Raw genomic sequence first — 17,386 nt, forward strand, 5'->3', positions numbered from 1 at the left:
TCTGTCTTTCCCCCTTAAATCCGCGAGTTTTCTTTATTTCCTTCGGGAAAGCTTGTCTTTTTAAGGTTGAATGCCTATAATTGTGGAAGGATTTTTAATCATTTTGGACATCTATTTTTTGTACTATCATAGATACAACTATTAAGAGGAGTGAAACTCGAATGGCTTTAACAGCAGGTATCGTTGGACTGCCGAATGTCGGCAAGTCTACCTTATTTAATGCGATTACACAGGCAGGGGCTGAGTCTGCCAACTATCCTTTCTGTACGATTGATCCAAACGTGGGTATCGTAGAGGTTCCTGACCACCGTTTAACGAAGCTGACAGAACTTGTCCAGCCTAAAAAGACAGTTCCAACCACGTTTGAATTCACAGATATTGCCGGTATCGTAAAGGGGGCCAGCAAAGGCGAAGGCCTTGGAAATAAGTTCCTTTCCCATATCCGTGAAGTAGATGCCATCTGCCAGGTAGTCCGTTGTTTTGCAGATGATAATATCACACACGTTTCCGGTAAAGTAGACCCGATTGATGATATTGAAACAATTAATTTGGAATTAATTCTTGCCGATTTGGAGTCAGTTGAAAAGCGAATTGGCCGTGTGGAGAAATTGGCAAAACAGAAAGATAAGGATGCAGCTGCGGAATTTGAAGTACTTTCAATGCTAAGAGAAGCTTTCGAAGAAGAAAAGCCAGCCCGTGCGGTTGAATTTACAGATGAGCAGCTTAAACTTGTTAAAAATCTTCATTTGTTGACAATTAAGCCAGTTCTTTACGTCGCCAATGTCTCTGAAGATGATGTGGCAGATCCGACAGATAATGAATACGTTCAAAAGGTTCGCGAATTCGCTGCCGCTGAAAATGCGGAAGTAATCGTGGTTTGTGCCAAAATTGAATCTGAAATCGCAGAGCTTGATGGAGAAGAAAAGGAAATGTTCCTGTCTGAGCTTGGTATTGAAGAATCTGGTTTGGATCAATTAATTCGTACAGCATACAGCCTGTTGGGCCTTGCGACTTACTTTACAGCTGGTGTGCAGGAAGTACGTGCCTGGACCTTCCGGAAAGGGATGAAGGCTCCTCAGTGTGCTGGTGTCATCCATTCAGACTTCGAACGCGGATTCATTCGAGCAGAAACAGTTTTCTATGATGACTTATTGGCTGCTGGGAACATGGTTGCTGCCCGCGAAGCTGGAAAGGTAAGGCTTGAAGGAAAAGAGTATGAAGTAAAAGACGGAGATATTATCCACTTCCGTTTCAACGTATAAAAGAGGCACCGCAGATTTTATCTGCGGCCTTTTTGTATTTTTACTGGAATAGATGTTCATTCGTGAATGTCGTTGCAATAAATTACCTTCTGTGCTATACTTTTAACTTGTGAGTAATGAACAATTGCTCCTTGCCCGTGACAGGGCCGTTTAGACCAAAAGGAGGTGAAAGTGATGAGAAAGTACGAAATTATGTACATCATCCGCCCAAACATTGAAGATGAAGCGAAAAAGGCTCTAGTTGAGCGTTTTAACACAATCCTAACTGATAATGGTGCGGAAAGTGCTGAAACTAAGGATTGGGGTAAGCGCCGTCTTGCATACGAAATCAATGATTTACGTGACGGTTACTACCAAATCGTGAAGGTTACTTCTGATTCAGCTGCGGTAGAAGAATTCTCTCGTTTAGCTAAAATCAACGAAGATATCCTTCGCCATCTTGTAATTAAAGTAGAAGCATAAGTAGAAATGATATAAATACTTCTGAATGAATGTTTCACATGAAACATTTTCCAGAAGAAGGGGAGTTGATTCTGATGATGAATCGTGTTGTTCTTGTCGGCCGTTTAACAAAGGATCCTGAACTGCGTTACACCCCGAATGGTGTTCCAGTTGCTACCTTTACTTTAGCAGTTAATCGACCATTTTCTAGTCAATCAGGTGAACGTGAAGCAGACTTTATTAACTGTGTTGTTTGGCGTAAACCTGCTGAGAATGTGGCTAACTTCTTGAAAAAGGGCAGCTTGGCAGGTGTTGATGGCCGTATTCAAACCCGCAACTATGAAGGACAAGATGGTAAACGTGTTTACGTTACAGAAGTCCAAGCAGAGAGTGTACAGTTCTTAGAACCTAAAGGCTCGTCTAGTGGCGGTGGAAGAAACGACAACGATTTCTACGGCGGCGGAGCTCCACGTGAGCAAGGCAACCCTTTTGGGAACGGCGGGAATCAGAATCAACGTCAATCCAATAATAACAATAATCAAGGTTATACAAGAGTGGATGAAGATCCGTTTGCAGGTAACGGCCAAATCGATATTTCAGACGATGATCTTCCATTTTAACCTGAATTAGATCGGTAAAATAAAACTAAAAGGAGGGATACTACCATGGCAATGGGAGGACGTAAAGGCGGTCGCGCTAAGCGCCGTAAAGTGTGCTATTTTACAGCTCACGGAATTACAAACATCGATTACAAAGATGTAGATCTTCTTAAGAAGTTCATTTCTGAACGCGGTAAAATTTTACCTCGTCGTGTAACTGGAACTCACGCTAAATATCAGCGTAAATTAACTATCGCGATTAAGCGTGCGCGTATGATGGCTTTATTACCATACGTTTCTGGTGAATAAAATTTTTAATAAAAAGGCAGTGAGGGCGTTCCCTTGCTGCCTTTTTTACTATTCAGGAATAGTACATACTCGAATAAATGAGTCAATTCATATTGGAAAGTTGAATCTCGCCGCTTATCTGGCTAAAATAGAGAAAAAAGGGCAGAAATTCTTAGAGGTGAAAAATTGAAAAATGTCCGCAAATTAACAGAAGGGGCTATTCTTTTAGCCGCATTCACTATTTTATTATTACTAACGATTTATGTTCCAGTTCTGGGCATTGGGGTGAATTTTTTCCTGTCCCTTCCTTTTATCTTGTTTGCTGCAAAAAATGATTGGAAAAGTATATTGGTTTTTATCATTGCTTCATTGTTTATTTCATTTATTGCAGGAAATGTATTCGCCATTCCTCTCGCATTAGCTTATGGCACTACAGGAGCTGTAATGGGCTTTCTCCTTCAAAGGAATAAAGGAAGGACAGCCATCTTTCTTTCAGGTGCCCTCGTCTTTTTGATCAACTTTGTGATTCAATATGCTGTAAGCATTGTTTTCTTTAAGGTAAATATGATTGATGATGCCATAAACATGATGAGGGACTCATTAGACACCTCGGTGAACATGCTGAAGGGCTTTGGCCAGGAGCAAGCCAACGAAAAAATGGTTGAACAAATGAAAAACGGGCTTGATCTCATTGACACACTTGTTCCAAGTCTATTCGTAATGTCATCCTTTTTAATGGTTTTCCTAATTCAATTGGTCTCTATGCCGATTGTAAAACGGTTCGGCATTCCAATCGGGAGCTGGCGAGCTTTTAGGGATATTAAGCTTCCTAAAAGCCTGTTGTGGTATTACTTGGTTACCATGCTTGCCTCGATGCTGCTGCATCCTGAGAAGGGGACATATTTGTTTGCTGCCTTGTTAAACCTTTCCTATATATTGCAATTATTTATGATGGTACAAGGGATTTCGTTTATATTTTATTTTTTCCATAGAAGAGGATCTTCAAAAACCATACCAATTATCATTACCATTCTGTCATTCCTGTTGCCAGTTTTTCTTTCTATCGTAAGGATATTAGGTATAATTGACTTAGGCTTCGATTTAAGGAAGCGTATGGAAAATAAACAATAAATATTACACTATCGATTAGGAGCTGAAGGCATGCCTGCGTATTTAGAAAAACGGTCCATTCGTTATCCTTTCTACGGATTACTGGGTGTGGCTGTGGTGCTCCTTGCCGTCCTGTCATTATATAATTGGATGTTAACCCTTGCAGGACTTCTGCTTCTCGTCCTTCCTGTCTACTATATGGTTGTTTTGGACAATAAGCAGCGGAAGGAAATGGAAGAATACATATCAACCCTTTCCTACAGGGTAAAAAGGGTCGGTGAAGAAGCATTAATGGGTATGCCAATTGGGATAATGCTCATTAATGATGAGTATTATATCGAATGGACGAATCCATTCCTGGCATCATGTTTTGACGAAGATACACTTGTCGGGAGATCGCTTTATGACGTAGCCGATGCGTTGATACCCTTGATAAAGCAGGAAGTGGAGACAGAAATTATCACGCTCCATGACCGTAAATTCCGAGTCATACATAGACCCGAAGAAAGACTTCTTTACTTTTTTGATGTAACGGAACAAACAGAGATTGAAAAGCTCTACCGTGAGGAACGGACTGCCATAGCAATCATTTTCCTTGATAATTATGATGAGCTGACCCAGGGAATGGATGATCAGATGCGAAGCAGCATTAATAATCTGGTAACGTCCATCCTGAATAAGTGGGCCAGGATAACGGAATCTTTTTAAAAAGGATTTCTTCAGAACGCTTTATTGCCGTATTTAATGAACATATACTTCAAATTCTTGAGAAAGCTAAATTCTCGATCCTGGATGAAGTCAGGGAATTAACATCAAAACAAAATGTTTCCCTTACACTAAGCATCGGGGTAGGAGCTGGTGTCTCATCTCTGCCTGAACTTGGAACGCTTGCTCAATCAAGCCTTGATCTCGCTCTTGGAAGAGGCGGGGACCAGGCTGCAATTAAGCAGACAAACGGTAAAGTCAAGTTCTTTGGTGGAAAAACGAACCCGATTGAAAAAAGGACTCGGGTCAGAGCGCGTGTCATATCCCATGCGTTAAAAGAATTAATTGCAGAAAGCGATAAGGTTATTATCATGGGCCACAAACATCCCGATATGGATGCCATTGGTTCTGCCATCGGGATTCATAAAGTAGCACACATGAACCAGCGTGAAGGCTATATTGTTGTGGACTTTCAGGAAATCGATACAGGCGTTAAGCGCCTCGTAGAGGAAATCCAACAGCATGGCGATTTGTATTCGCGGTTTATCAGCCCTGATGAGGCCTTGGAAATTGCCACAGATGATACCTTGCTGGTCATTGTCGATACGCATAAACCATCGCTAGTAATTGATGAAAGGCTTTTAAATAAGATTGACAATGTTGTCGTGATTGACCACCATCGCCGCGGCGAGGATTTTATAAAAAATCCGCTCCTCGTTTATATGGAGCCATATGCTTCTTCTACAGCGGAGCTTGTAACAGAGCTGCTTGAGTATCAGCCCAAGCGCGGCAAGATTGACATGCTGGAGGCTACGGCATTATTGGCTGGTATAATTGTGGATACGAAAAGCTTTACATTAAGAACCGGCTCCAGAACCTTTGACGCAGCCTCCTATTTGCGGGCGCAGGGTGCAGACACGGTGCTAGTACAGAAATTTTTAAAAGAAAGTGTTAATACGTATATAAAGAGATCGAAGCTGATTGAATCAGTATCCTTTTATCGGGAAGGCCTCGCGATTGCCAGAGGAGAAGACAATGAAATCCATGACCAGGTTCTCATTGCCCAGGCAGCTGATACATTGCTGACAATGGATGGTGTCTCAGCTTCATTCGTTCTCTCACGAAGGAATGATGATGTGATTGGCATTAGTGCAAGATCACTGGGCGATGTAAATGTGCAGGTCATTATGGAGAGCCTTAGCGGCGGAGGCCATTTGACAAATGCAGCTACACAGATGTCCGGCATATCACTGGAAGAAGCGGAAATACAGCTTAAACAGGCCATAGATGATTATTTTGGAGGAGGAAAAAAGGAATGAAGGTCATTTTCTTGAAGGATGTTAAAGGAAAAGGAAAAAAAGGCGAAGTGAAAAATGTTGCTGATGGCTATGCACACAATTTTTTAATCAAGCAGGCCTTGCGATTGAAGCAAATAATGCCAACACAAGCACCTTGGAAGCCCAGAAGAAAAAGGAAGAAAAACAGGCGGCTGCAGAGCTTGAAGAAGCCAAAAAGTTAAAAGAGACATTAGATAAAATTACGATTGAGCTTTCAGCAAAAGCAGGAGAAGGCGGGCGTTTATTCGGTTCCATTACGACCAAGCAAATTGCCGAAGAGCTTCAAAAGAAACACGGCATCAAGATTGATAAGAGGAAAATGGAAATGGAGGATGCCATTCGCTCCCTTGGCCATACAAAAGTCCCAGTAAAGCTTCACCATGAAGTGACAGCTTCCCTGACTGTCCATGTTAAAGAAGTAAACTAAATTTGGCAGTTCGGTTTCATAGCCAAACGTGTTAAAATAGAAGAGTTGAAAAGATGTGATCGGTATTTGCTGGTCACTTTTTTTCTAGTTAAATAGAGGCCATAACTGGCAGCGCCTATAACGGTGTTTGCTTTTCAAGCAATTTATTCCTCTGAGAAAAGGGGTTAAAATATATGAATGATTTATTTGCAGATCGTCTGCCGCCACAAAATGTTGAAGCTGAGCAAGCTGTTCTTGGTGCTATTTTCCTTGAACCGGCATCCTTAACAATGGCATCAGAAATGCTCATTCCAGAAGATTTCTACAGGGCTGCACATCAAAAAATATTCAATGCTATGCTAAATCTGAATGACCTCGGTAAAGCAGTTGACCTGATTACCGTTACGGAGGAATTGGCCGCATCCAAACTCCTTGAGGATACAGGAGGGGTTAGCTATCTTAGTGAATTGGCTGGATCCGTGCCAACTGCAGCCAACATTGAGTATTATGCAAGAATAGTAGGAGAAAAGTCGCTCCTACGCCGCTTAATCCGGACAGCGACAGGAATTGCCCAGGATGGGTATACCCGTGAGGATGAAGTGGAAGCACTCTTAAGTGAGGCAGAAAAAAACATCATGGAAGTGGCCAGCGAAAAAATGCGGGTGCTTTTCATAATATAAAAGATGTCCTAGTCAGGACCTATGATAATATTGAAACAATGCATAACCGCAAAGGGGATATTACCGGAATTGAGACAGGTTTCCGCGAACTAGACCGCATGACAGCCGGGTTCCAGCGTAACGATTTAATCATTGTCGGTGCACGTCCTTCTGTTGGTAAAACAGCCTTTGCGCTTAATATTGCCCAAAACGTTGCAATTAAAACCGGAGAAAATGTAGCGATTTTCAGCCTTGAGATGGGTGCTGAGCAGCTTGTTATGCGTATACTGTGTGCAGAAGGCAATATCGACGCTCAAAGGCTTAGGACAGGTTCCCTGACTGATGAAGACTGGCGAAGCTTACTATGGCCATGGGAAGCCTCTCAAATGCAGGGATTTTTATTGATGATACCCCAGGGGTCAGAATAAGTGATATACGATCAAAATGCAGGCGTCTGAAGCAGGAGCATGGCCTGGGAATGATTTTGATAGATTACTTGCAGCTAATACTGGGCAGCGGGCGCAGCGGTGAAAACCGCCAGCAGGAAGTATCGGAAATTTCCCGTTCATTAAAGCAATTGGCGCGTGAATTGCAAGTTCCAGTCATTGCACTATCTCAGCTTTCCCGTGGTGTGGAACAGCGGCAGGATAAACGGCCAATGATGTCTGATATCCGTGAATCCGGAAGTATTGAGCAGGATGCAGATATCGTGGCATTCCTTTACCGGGATGACTATTACGATAAGGAATCCGAAAATAAAAACATTATTGAAATCATCATCGCTAAGCAGCGTAACGGCCTTACTGGAACCGTCCAGCTTGCCTTTGTGAAAGAGTATAATAAATTCGTAAATTTAGAGAATCGGTTTGATGACTCCGCGATTCCGCCTGGAGCTTAAAAACAATTGTATGGACAGTCCTTTGGGATTGTCCTTTTTTATTTTCATAGTCTGCTATTTTTACGAACGTATTTAAAAATTTATTAATAATCGTTCGTATTTCGTTGACTTGTTACGCCATTAATTGATAAACTGAGTAAGGATTTATTGCTATTGAGTTAATTACATTAAAATGATTATATATATCCGGAGGTGCTTTATATGTCTTCAGTAGTAGTTGTAGGAACACAATGGGGAGATGAAGGTAAAGGAAAAATAACCGATTTCCTTTCAGAAAATGCAGAAGTAATTGCACGATATCAGGGAGGAAACAATGCAGGCCATACCATTCGTTTTGGCGGTGAAACATACAAATTGCATTTAATTCCTTCAGGTATTTTTTATAAAGATAAAATCAGCGTGATTGGAAATGGAATGGTCGTCGATCCTAAAGCGCTAGTAAAAGAGCTTGCCTATTTGCTTGATAAAGGGGTTACTGCCGATAATCTCCGCATTAGCAATCGTGCCCATGTCATCCTCCCTTATCATTTAAAGCTTGATGAAGTGGAAGAAGAGAGAAAAGGCGCCAATAAAATTGGCACAACGAAAAAGGGCATAGCCACAGCATATATGGATAAGGCTGCAAGGGTGGGAATTCGGATTGCAGATCTGCTGGACCGAAACGTATTTGAAGAGAAGCTTGCCCGCAATCTTGAAGAAAAAAACCGACTGTTCGAAAAGTTTTATGAGACTCCAGGATTTACAATAGAAGAAATTTTAGATGAATATTATGAGTACGGACAGCAAATCAAGAAATATGTATGTGATACTTCAGTTGTTTTGAATGATGCTCTTGATGAGGGGCGCAGAGTCCTTTTTGAAGGCGCACAGGGTGTCATGCTTGATATCGACCAGGGTACTTATCCGTTTGTTACTTCTTCTAATCCTGTTGCAGGGGGAGTCACAATTGGCTCCGGAGTCGGCCAACAAAGATTACCCATGTAGTCGGAGTGTGTAAAGCATATACCTCACGAGTAGGAGACGGTCCTTTTCCAACAGAATTAAACAATGAAACGGGAAACCGGATTCGTGAAGTTGGCCGTGAATATGGTACGACCACTGGACGCCCACGACGTGTAGGCTGGTTTGACAGCGTGGTTGTCAGGCACGCGCGCCGTGTCAGCGGCATTACCGATCTTTCATTGAATTCAATTGATGTTTTAACTGGCATTGAAACCGTAAAAATATGTGTGGCTTATCGTTATAAGGGTGAACTCATAAATGAATATCCGGCAAACCTGTCAATCTTAACAGAGTGTGAGCCAGTATATGAAGAGTTTCCTGGCTGGACAGAAGATATTACAGGCTGCAAAACGTTGGATGAATTGCCAGCCAATGCCCGTCATTATCTGGAACGAGTATCCCAGCTGACAGGCATTCCGCTTTCCATCTTCTCTGTGGGTCCTGACCGCGCCCAGACAAACGTTGTGCGCAGCCCGTGGAGACAAAACTAACCGAGAATGCTGCAGAGCCCCAGACGCTGTCTGGGGCTTTTATTAACGATATATGAGATGGTAAAGGATCTTTTTTATAAATTCTTTGACATTCGTGGTTATTTCCCATACTATGAAATTTGTGTGTTGTTAGCATTTTAAATGAACTAGAAAAAAAGTTTTAAAAAAGTGTTGCATCTTTTAAAAAAGATATGTTATTATAAAAAGCGTCGCCAAGGTAATGAGAAAAACCTGCTAGGCGAACCAATTAATAGTTTCGAGCCATTAGCTAAACCGTAAACCTCCCGAGTTACTTCTTTGTAGGTTTTGCGGAAAGCATGTCTGGAACAGAAATGCTTGGAGCACAGTTGGTAGAGCAACGAGCAAAGCATCGTGAACTCGCTACGAGTTGTGGAGCTTACGTCTTGAAAAGAGGTAAGCGGAACATCTGAAGCAATTTAAGATTAGTAAATACTATTAGTTTCGAGCCATTAGCTCAGTTGGTAGAGCATCTGACTTTTAATCAGAGGGTCGAAGGTTCGAGTCCTTCATGGCTCACCATTTTATATGGCCCTTGGTCAAGCGGTTAAGACACCGCCCTTTCACGGCGGTAACACGGGTTCGAATCCCGTAGGGGTCACTTTAAAAGTTTATCAACAGCTTGTCTCGACATAACAAAATTCTTTTAGTATAATAGAAGAGGAAGAGACAGGGTCGTAAGCTTGGAGCATTGATTTACCTAAATTTTATAACATGGTCCCGTGGTGTAGCGACGAGCAAAACTTCGATGAATAGTCTGCGAGTTGTCTCGACGCATCAGCTTCCTTGAATAAACTAGAAGAGGAAGAGACAGGGTCGTAAGCTTGGAGCATTGATTTACCTAAATTTTATAACATGGTCCCGTGGTGTAGCGGTTAACATGCCTGCCTGTCACGCAGGAGATCGCCGGTTCGATCCCGGTCGGGACCGCCATTTATTTTTTTTTTTTGGCTTTTAAATACATATCTGGCTCGGTAGCTGGCCCGTAAACATCTTGAATTACTTCAATGTAGGGTCTGCGGAAAGCATGTCTGGAACAGAGATGCTTGGAGCAAAGTCGGTAGAGTAACATCTAAATTGTGTTGAAACAATATTATATCTGGCTCGGTAGCTCAGTCGGTAGAGCAGATTGCTCACATCACTGAATAACTTCCGCGGCAATCTGCGAGAAAGTTCGTAAGATCTTTTGAGCAAAGGACTGCATAACATTAGTTGTAGGTAACAATATTATATCTGGCTCGGTAGCTCAGTCGGTAGAGCAAAGGACTGAAAATCCTTGTGTCGGCGGTTCGATTCCGTCCCGAGCCATCCCAAAAAGGAGTCTGCATTTCATATGCAGCTCCTTTTTATTTTTATTCAGGCTGTTTTCTAAAAGATTGTTGTTTTGCAAATAGGTTTTTAAAAGCAAATCGTTGAAAAAGAAGTTGATTGGAGCGGAAAGCGAGCATCCTGGAGTGGAAATCAACTACTCCTTAAATAGCAACAACATATACGAAAACAGCCTTTATTTAAAAATCTATGTTGTAACACTTTTGTAACATATGAGTAATTTTTTTACAATTATTCTATTATGTTTGTCCTATATAAAAAAAATACAGTCTAATTCTCTCTAACTAGAAAAAACCTTGCTATAATAGGGATTTCTTACTATTATTTTTTCGGAAAATTTGTTTTTTAATATTGTTTTATGCCAGAAGATTTCCATAAAAAGTATGATAATCCCAGTAATTATACAATTTTGTTACATTATTAAGACTTGTAATATTTTCTGTTAATTTTATGGTAAAGTTAAACCGTGGAATTTGTCTAAAATAGATAAATAGAACTAGATTTATAGATTTATTTGTTTTTGTTTGTTTAGGAGGATTAACAATGTTAAATCTTAAAAAGAAGCTGTCTGACTTAGCAATCAGAGCAAAATCGCTAAAAAGCGGCCTTAGCCATAAAAAAGCCACTGCAGCGGTGCTGACAGCAGCTTTAACATTAGGTGCGTATAATACTGTTTCTGCAGATAGCATGAAATTGACTACTGTCTATTACGTTTATTTAAACGATACATATATTGGTACTGTTACAAATAAAGAGATCGTAAAACAAATAATTGCCGAAAAACAGGAAAAATTGGCTTCATCCTATAAAGATATTGATATCGCTCTTGGTTCCCAAGTGAAATACATACCGGAACAGGTCTTTCGTTCAACAGCCAATAATAGTGAGGCGGTTGAAAATCTTGAAAAAGAGCTTCAGCCCCAGGCAGATGCATCCGCAATTGTTCTAGACGGAAAGCCCGTTGTTTACCTTGCAGATAAACAAACTGCTGATGATGTCCTTAAGAAACTAAAAATGAAATATGTAACAGAAGCCCAATTAAATGAAATTGAAACCCAAAAGTCCGTTTCACAAAATGCGTTACCACCATTAAAGGAAAATGAATCTCGTATACTGGATGTTCGTCTTTCAAAAAATGCTTCTGTTGAAGATGTGAGAATTGCACCTGGCAAAGTTTTAACAGCTGAGCAGGCGTTAACATTTTTACAAAAAGGAACATTAGAGGATCGTAAATATAAAGTAAAAGACGGCGACGTCCTGGGATCGATTGCAAATGACCACCAATTATCACTTGCTGATATGCTGGCTATCAACCCTGGTTTAAATGAAGATTCTGTACTGAAGCCTGAACAAGAAGTGAATATAACCGTTACTGTTCCGCTCCTTGAAGTTATCGTAGATAAGGAAGTAAGCCAAAAAGAAATCATTCCATTTAAAAACGAATACATTAATGATTCCTCTCTTCCAAAGGGTGAAAAGAAAGTGAAACAGGCAGGGGAAAATGGTAATCGTTTGGCGACATATACCGTTTCTGAGCAGAATGGAAAAGCGATTAAAAAGATTTTAACTAAACAAGAGGTTCTTGTTCAGCCTGTGAAGCATATCGTGATCAAGGGAACCAAGGTTATTCCTTCTAGGGGAGAGGGCAGCTTTTCATGGCCTGCAGTTGGCGGGTATATCTCCAGCCAAATGGGATACCGTGACGGAAAATTGCATAAGGGTATCGATATTGCCCGCCCAAGCAGTTATACAATTAAAGCGGCCGACAACGGCATTGTTGTATCAGCAGGTTGGGATGGAGGATACGGCAATAAAATTGTTATTGACCATCAAAATGGCTTTCAAACCGTTTATGGACACCTTTCATCCATTCGTGTAAGCCCTGGTGAAACAGTAGGAAAAGGATCGGCAATTGGTGTAATGGGATCAACAGGCGATTCTACAGGGGTCCACTTGCATTTTGAAGTCTACAAGAATGGAAGCCTGAAAAATCCACTAAGTTATATCGGAAGATAAATTAATTCTAATAAGCCCCTGGCAATCCGGGGGCTTTTTATTATGACCATGTTGCTTAAAACCTTGACAATTGTTGCTAAAAGGTGAATTCGGACCTATAAAATGTTAAAGTAAAGTAGTGGACATGTGACTAGAAATTTTTTTAAAAAAAGATAGATAATTTATTGTGAAGGAGTAAGGGCATGGAAAAAAAGATTCTTGTAGTAGATGATGAAAAACCGATTGCGGATATACTCCAATTTAACTTAAAAAAAGAAGGTTACGATGTATATTGTGCCTATGATGGAAATTCAGCAATCAGCATGGTGGAAGAGATTCAGCCGGACTTAATCCTTCTAGATATAATGCTTCCTCAAAGAGATGGAATGGAAGTGTGCAGGGAAGTTCGAAAAAAATATGAAATGCCGATTATTATGCTTACTGCAAAGGATTCGGAAATCGATAAAGTGCTTGGCCTGGAGCTGGGTGCCGATGATTACGTGACAAAACCCTTCAGCACAAGAGAATTAATTGCCAGGGTTAAGGCGAATCTTCGCCGCCATCAGCAGGCTGGTTCACAGGTAGGACAGGAAGAGGAATCGAACGAAATTGAAATTGGTTCGCTTACTATCCATCCTGATGCCTATGTTGTCTCCAAACGGGGCGAAACCATTGAATTGACTCACCGTGAATTTGAATTACTGCATTATCTTGCCAAGCACATTGGCCAGGTTATGACGAGAGAGCATTTGCTGCAAACTGTCTGGGGCTATGATTACTATGGCGATGTCCGAACAGTTGATGTTACAGTTAGAAGATTGCGCGAAAAAATCGAAGACAGTCCAAGCCATCCTACCTGGATTGTGACCCGCAGGGGAGTCGGCTATTACCTCCGCAATCCAGAACAGGAGTAATGGATTGAATGAGAAAAGTAGGTTTTTTTAGATCGATACATCTGAAATTTGTTATTATTTACGTTCTGCTTATTCTAATTGCCATGCAAATAATTGGTGTTTATTTTGTAAGGCAGCTCGAAGAAACATTACGAACAAATTTCCAGACCTCCATAAAGGAAAGGGTAAATTTACTTGCCTATAATGTTGTTCAGGAAATGGAAAAGCAGCGTGATAAGGGCGATCCCCCGCTTGAGGATGATGTTAAAAAGATCCTCCGCGATTTTGCTAAAGTAGATATTTATGAGGTGCGAGTCATTGATGGGCAGACACTGAAGATCCTGGGCACGTCCGATCCGGATAAGCAGAGTTACGTGGCCAGAGGACGACCGAACTGAGGGTCAAGCGTTCGCTTGTTTTGGAGGAAGAGCAGAGCAGCATTCTAATTGATCCGCAGACTGGACGCCGGGTCTGGGTATTATCTTCACCGATTAAGTCGGCCATAAAGTGCTCGGGCCATATACCTTGTAGCCAAAATAGAAAATGTCTTTGAACAAATGAAAACCATCAATGGCATTTTTACGACCGGAACAGCTATTGCTTTGTCTATAACGGCTGTGCTGGGAATTTTGCTCGCCCAGACTATTACCAAGCCGATTTCTGATATGAAGAAGCAGGCTCTGGCGATGGCGAAGGGAAACTTTTCCCGGAAAGTTAAAGTATATGGGAATGATGAAATCGGAACACTGGCCATGACTTTCAATAACCTGACAAAGAAGCTCCAGGAAGCGCAGGCAACAACCGAAGGGGAGAGAAGGAAGCTGTCTTCCGTCCTTTCTTATATGACCGATGGAGTGATTGCCACCGACCGAAAAGGACGGGTTATTTTAATAAACGAGCCAGCAGCCGAAATGCTGGGCGTTTCACGTGAAACAGTCCTATCCCAGCCGATTGTGTCATTGCTGGATTTGAATGACACTCATACCTTCGAGGATTTGCTCGAAATACAGGATTCCGTGATTCTGGATTACAGCACGAAAAATAAGCCATATATCCTTAGGGCAAACCTTTCAGTTATTCAGAAGGAAACCGGGTTTGTGAATGGTTTGATTACGGTCCTTCATGATATTACTGACCAGGAAAAAATTGAGGAGGAGAGAAGGGAATTTGTTGCTAACGTTTCCCACGAACTTCGTACTCCGCTCACGACGATGAGAAGTTATCTTGAAGCCCTCGCAGAGGGAGCATGGAAGGATGAGGAAATTGCGCCTAATTTCCTTGAAGTAACTCAAAATGAAACAGAGCGGATGATAAGGCTCGTAAATGATCTTCTTCAGCTGTCAAAGATGGACAGCAGGGATTATCACCTGACAAAGGAATGGGTCGATTTTGTAGAGTTTTTTGACAGGATTATTGACCGCTTTGAATTAACAAAGGAGCCAGGCATCACCTTTAATAGAATGCTTCCTGATACTACCATGTTCGTCGAAATTGATGAAGATAAAATTACCCAGGTGCTTTATAATATTATTTCAAACGCATTGAAATACTCTCCTGAGGGCGGGCAAATCACCTTCTCTGTAAAAGAACAGGCAGATAAGATTTATGTAAGCATCAAAGACCAGGGAATGGGGATTCCAAAGGAAAATCTTAGCAAAATATTTGAACGCTTCTACCGGGTTGACAAGGCAAGGACCCGAAAGCTTGGCGGCACAGGCTTGGCGCTTGCCATTGCTAAGGAAATGGTTCATGCACACGGCGGTAGAATATGGCGAGCAGTCAAGAAGGAAAAGGAACGGAGATTGCCTTTACCCTTCCATATGAACGATCTGAAGAGGATGAATGGGAATGAAATATGAAAAAATAAAATCCGCCATTTTGATTTTTTTAGTATTGTTCAGCATTATTTTGACCTGGAATCTTTGGACATACCAGCCGAATTTCGAAACGATGCAAAACAGTAAATATGTCGCAGAAGTTTCATTAAGTGAACAAAAAGAATTGAAAAAGATTGTAAAGCCAGATCGAATTCTCTTCCATGTTAAAGGGAAACACTACGGTTCTGAAAACAGCAGCGAAATGGACAGGCTTTTAAGGGAAATGAGCCGCTGGGAGTTTACAGATGTGAAGAACTATACGGACAAAGCCGGGAACATCAAAGGTTTTACACAGCGGAGCGGAACGATGGAAATCATTTTTCCCGGCAGAGTTCCCATCGAGATATACCGAAATATCCTTACTTTTGAACAGAAAAGGCTTCCAGCCTTTAATTTTGACAGGATTATTATTAACATGGAGAATCCGGATAAAGCGAATGGAACTGTCTATTTTGTCTCTTCGGAAACACAACAGGTATATAGCAGCCATGTTGCTCCTTCCTATTTTAATGACTTAAACCGGAACTTTTATAAAAATGCATTAAACTATCCAAGCTATTTTGCCTATAACGTAACGGAAAAGCGGACAATTTTTCTGCCTGAAAAGGAAACGCAAATGATGGCATATAAATATCTGCCTGTCACTCTTAACTCAGAAAAATTTAAAGAGGCGCTTTTCAGTGATCCTAGTATTGTCAGGAAAAACATCCTGAATGATGGCGAGGAATACACCGATGGCTCGAGCAAAATGAATATAGATTATAACAATAATATGCTCCTGTATGTCAATCCAACCGAGGACAACGAATATATGGGAAATTCATATGAATTGATGAAACGAAGTATAGATTTTGTAAACGAACATGGCGGCTGGACTGATCTATATCGTTATGTTTCGATGGATGAAATGAACCAGAAAGTAACATTCAGGCTATACAGCAGTGAGGGCTATCCTGTCTTTAATGAGCGGGGGATGTCAGAAATAACAGAAGTATGGGGACGAAACGAAATAAATAAGTATGTAAGGCCCAATATTGCCCTCGAGCTCCCAATCGTTTCGGAAACAGTAATGGTTACCCGTGCTTCAGGCCATGACGTTTTATCCTTTTTACAAAAGCGAAAAAATTTCAAGCCAAGCCTGCTGGGAGATATGGTTCTAGGGTACAAGATGAAAAGAGACGAAGATGAAAGTAGGCTCATCCTCTTAGAACCGACCTGGTATTATCGTTATAATAAAACCTGGGGAGAAATTACAATGGAAGACCTGGGAGGCTTGAAGCGTGGATTGGAGTAAGATTAAGACCATCTTTATTTTAACCTTTTTAATTCTGGATATTTACCTTCTCTATCAATTTATTACTATAAGGGATACAAACAAATATGAGTTTATTACAGAAGCTTCTTTTGAGGATAACTTAAAGGCAGATGAAATTAAGTATGTCGCTCTTCCAAAAACGCCGCTAAAAGGACAGTATGTGAGTGCGAAGCCAAAAATCTTCAAAAATGAGGACGCTGAAGAGCTTAAAGGGCAGTCGATTAGTATAAATAACGGAACAATCCTGAGTTCCGTTTTGGAAAAACCGGTTCAGCTGACCTCTAAGCTTGAGCCAGCTGAAATTTCCTCCTTTTTAAAAAATGATGTTCTTTTTGGAGATCATTATCAGTTTTGGGCAAAAGACGATAAAAAGAAGACGATTACGTATTTTCAGCAGTTTGAAAATAAGCCATTTTATCAAAATGTCAGTGGAATGATAACGTTTAATATAAATGCAAAAAATCAAATCATTTCTTACGAGCAAACTTATCTTGAAAAGATTGAAAAGATGTCCCAAAAGGAAGAAATTCTTCCGCCATTAAAAGCAATTGAAACGCTTCATCAAAAAGGACAACTGAAGTCTAAAAGCAAGGTAACGAAGGTTGAACTAGGGTATTTCACCCTTATTCAGCTCACAGCCTCACAGGTTTTGGCACCGACATGGCATTTCGTTGTCGATGATAAAGAAGACTTTTTTGTAAATGGTTTTGAAGGACAAATCATTCAATTTAACAACGAAGAAAAAAATGTAACGGAGTGAA

Annotated in this window: 9 protein-coding genes, 4 tRNA genes and 5 pseudogenes; all 18 read left to right on the top strand. The window is 41.0% G+C overall.

The window, feature by feature from the left end:
* Positions 1–161: 161 nt before the first annotated feature.
* The 18 genes and pseudogenes from ychF to RCG23_RS12060 all read left to right on the top strand — a co-directional run bounded on the left by ychF (position 162) and on the right by RCG23_RS12060 (position 17,385).
* A complete protein-coding gene (ychF, locus tag RCG23_RS11975) occupies positions 162–1,262 on the top strand; it encodes a redox-regulated ATPase YchF (protein ID WP_308179828.1) in 1,101 nt (366 codons plus the stop codon).
* Positions 1,263–1,436: 174 nt separating this feature from the next.
* The gene (gene rpsF / locus RCG23_RS11980) at positions 1,437–1,724 is read left to right on the top strand and encodes a 30S ribosomal protein S6 (protein WP_308179829.1); all 288 of its coding nucleotides are present in this window, start codon (positions 1,437–1,439) and stop codon (positions 1,722–1,724) included.
* Positions 1,725–1,798: 74 nt separating this feature from the next.
* Complete coding sequence (gene ssb / locus RCG23_RS11985; RefSeq protein ID WP_308179830.1) at positions 1,799–2,323, top strand: single-stranded DNA-binding protein; 525 nt, start codon at positions 1,799–1,801, stop codon at positions 2,321–2,323.
* A gap of 51 nt (positions 2,324–2,374) precedes the next feature.
* Positions 2,375–2,611: a 30S ribosomal protein S18 gene (gene rpsR / locus RCG23_RS11990; RefSeq protein WP_090832880.1), complete on the top strand. Its 237-nt coding sequence runs from the start codon at positions 2,375–2,377 to the stop codon at positions 2,609–2,611.
* Positions 2,612–2,776: 165 nt separating this feature from the next.
* Positions 2,777–3,721, top strand: a complete 945-nt coding sequence (locus tag RCG23_RS11995; RefSeq protein ID WP_308179831.1) for a YybS family protein — start codon at positions 2,777–2,779, stop codon at positions 3,719–3,721.
* 30 nt (positions 3,722–3,751) lie between these two features.
* A pseudogene (locus tag RCG23_RS12000) lies at positions 3,752–5,724 on the top strand (DHH family phosphoesterase).
* Positions 5,721–6,169: pseudogene (gene rplI / locus RCG23_RS12005) on the top strand (50S ribosomal protein L9). The pseudogenes RCG23_RS12000 and rplI overlap by 4 nt, the downstream one beginning before the upstream one ends.
* Positions 6,170–6,342: 173 nt before the next feature.
* Positions 6,343–7,705, top strand: a pseudogene (gene dnaB / locus RCG23_RS12010) (replicative DNA helicase).
* A gap of 201 nt (positions 7,706–7,906) precedes the next feature.
* Positions 7,907–9,198 (top strand): annotated as a pseudogene (locus RCG23_RS12015) (adenylosuccinate synthase).
* Positions 9,199–9,662: 464 nt separating this feature from the next.
* Positions 9,663–9,738: transfer RNA gene (locus RCG23_RS12020), tRNA-Lys, on the top strand.
* 8 nt (positions 9,739–9,746) lie between these two features.
* Positions 9,747–9,817 (top strand) — tRNA-Glu (locus RCG23_RS12025).
* Positions 9,818–10,073: 256 nt separating this feature from the next.
* Positions 10,074–10,149: transfer RNA gene (locus RCG23_RS12030), tRNA-Asp, on the top strand.
* A gap of 302 nt (positions 10,150–10,451) precedes the next feature.
* A tRNA-Phe gene (locus RCG23_RS12035) sits at positions 10,452–10,524 on the top strand.
* Positions 10,525–11,088: 564 nt separating this feature from the next.
* Positions 11,089–12,561, top strand: a complete 1,473-nt coding sequence (locus RCG23_RS12040) for a peptidoglycan DD-metalloendopeptidase family protein (RefSeq protein WP_308179832.1) — start codon at positions 11,089–11,091, stop codon at positions 12,559–12,561.
* 182 nt (positions 12,562–12,743) lie between these two features.
* Positions 12,744–13,454, top strand: a complete 711-nt coding sequence (yycF, locus tag RCG23_RS12045) for a response regulator YycF (protein WP_308179833.1) — start codon at positions 12,744–12,746, stop codon at positions 13,452–13,454.
* An 8-nt stretch (positions 13,455–13,462) separates the two neighbouring features.
* Positions 13,463–15,285: pseudogene (gene walK, locus RCG23_RS12050) on the top strand (cell wall metabolism sensor histidine kinase WalK).
* Positions 15,282–16,604, top strand: coding sequence for a YycH family regulatory protein (locus RCG23_RS12055; RefSeq protein ID WP_308179834.1), 1,323 nt, complete (start codon positions 15,282–15,284; stop codon positions 16,602–16,604). The pseudogene walK and the gene RCG23_RS12055 overlap by 4 nt, the downstream one beginning before the upstream one ends.
* Positions 16,591–17,385, top strand: coding sequence for a two-component system regulatory protein YycI (locus RCG23_RS12060; RefSeq protein ID WP_308179835.1), 795 nt, complete (start codon positions 16,591–16,593; stop codon positions 17,383–17,385). Before RCG23_RS12055 ends, RCG23_RS12060 begins: the two co-directional genes overlap by 14 nt.
* Position 17,386 lies beyond the last annotated feature (1 nt).

The sequence above is a fragment of the Neobacillus sp. PS3-34 genome, from assembly GCF_030915465.1.
Taxonomy (GTDB): domain Bacteria; phylum Bacillota; class Bacilli; order Bacillales; family Cytobacillaceae; genus Neobacillus_A.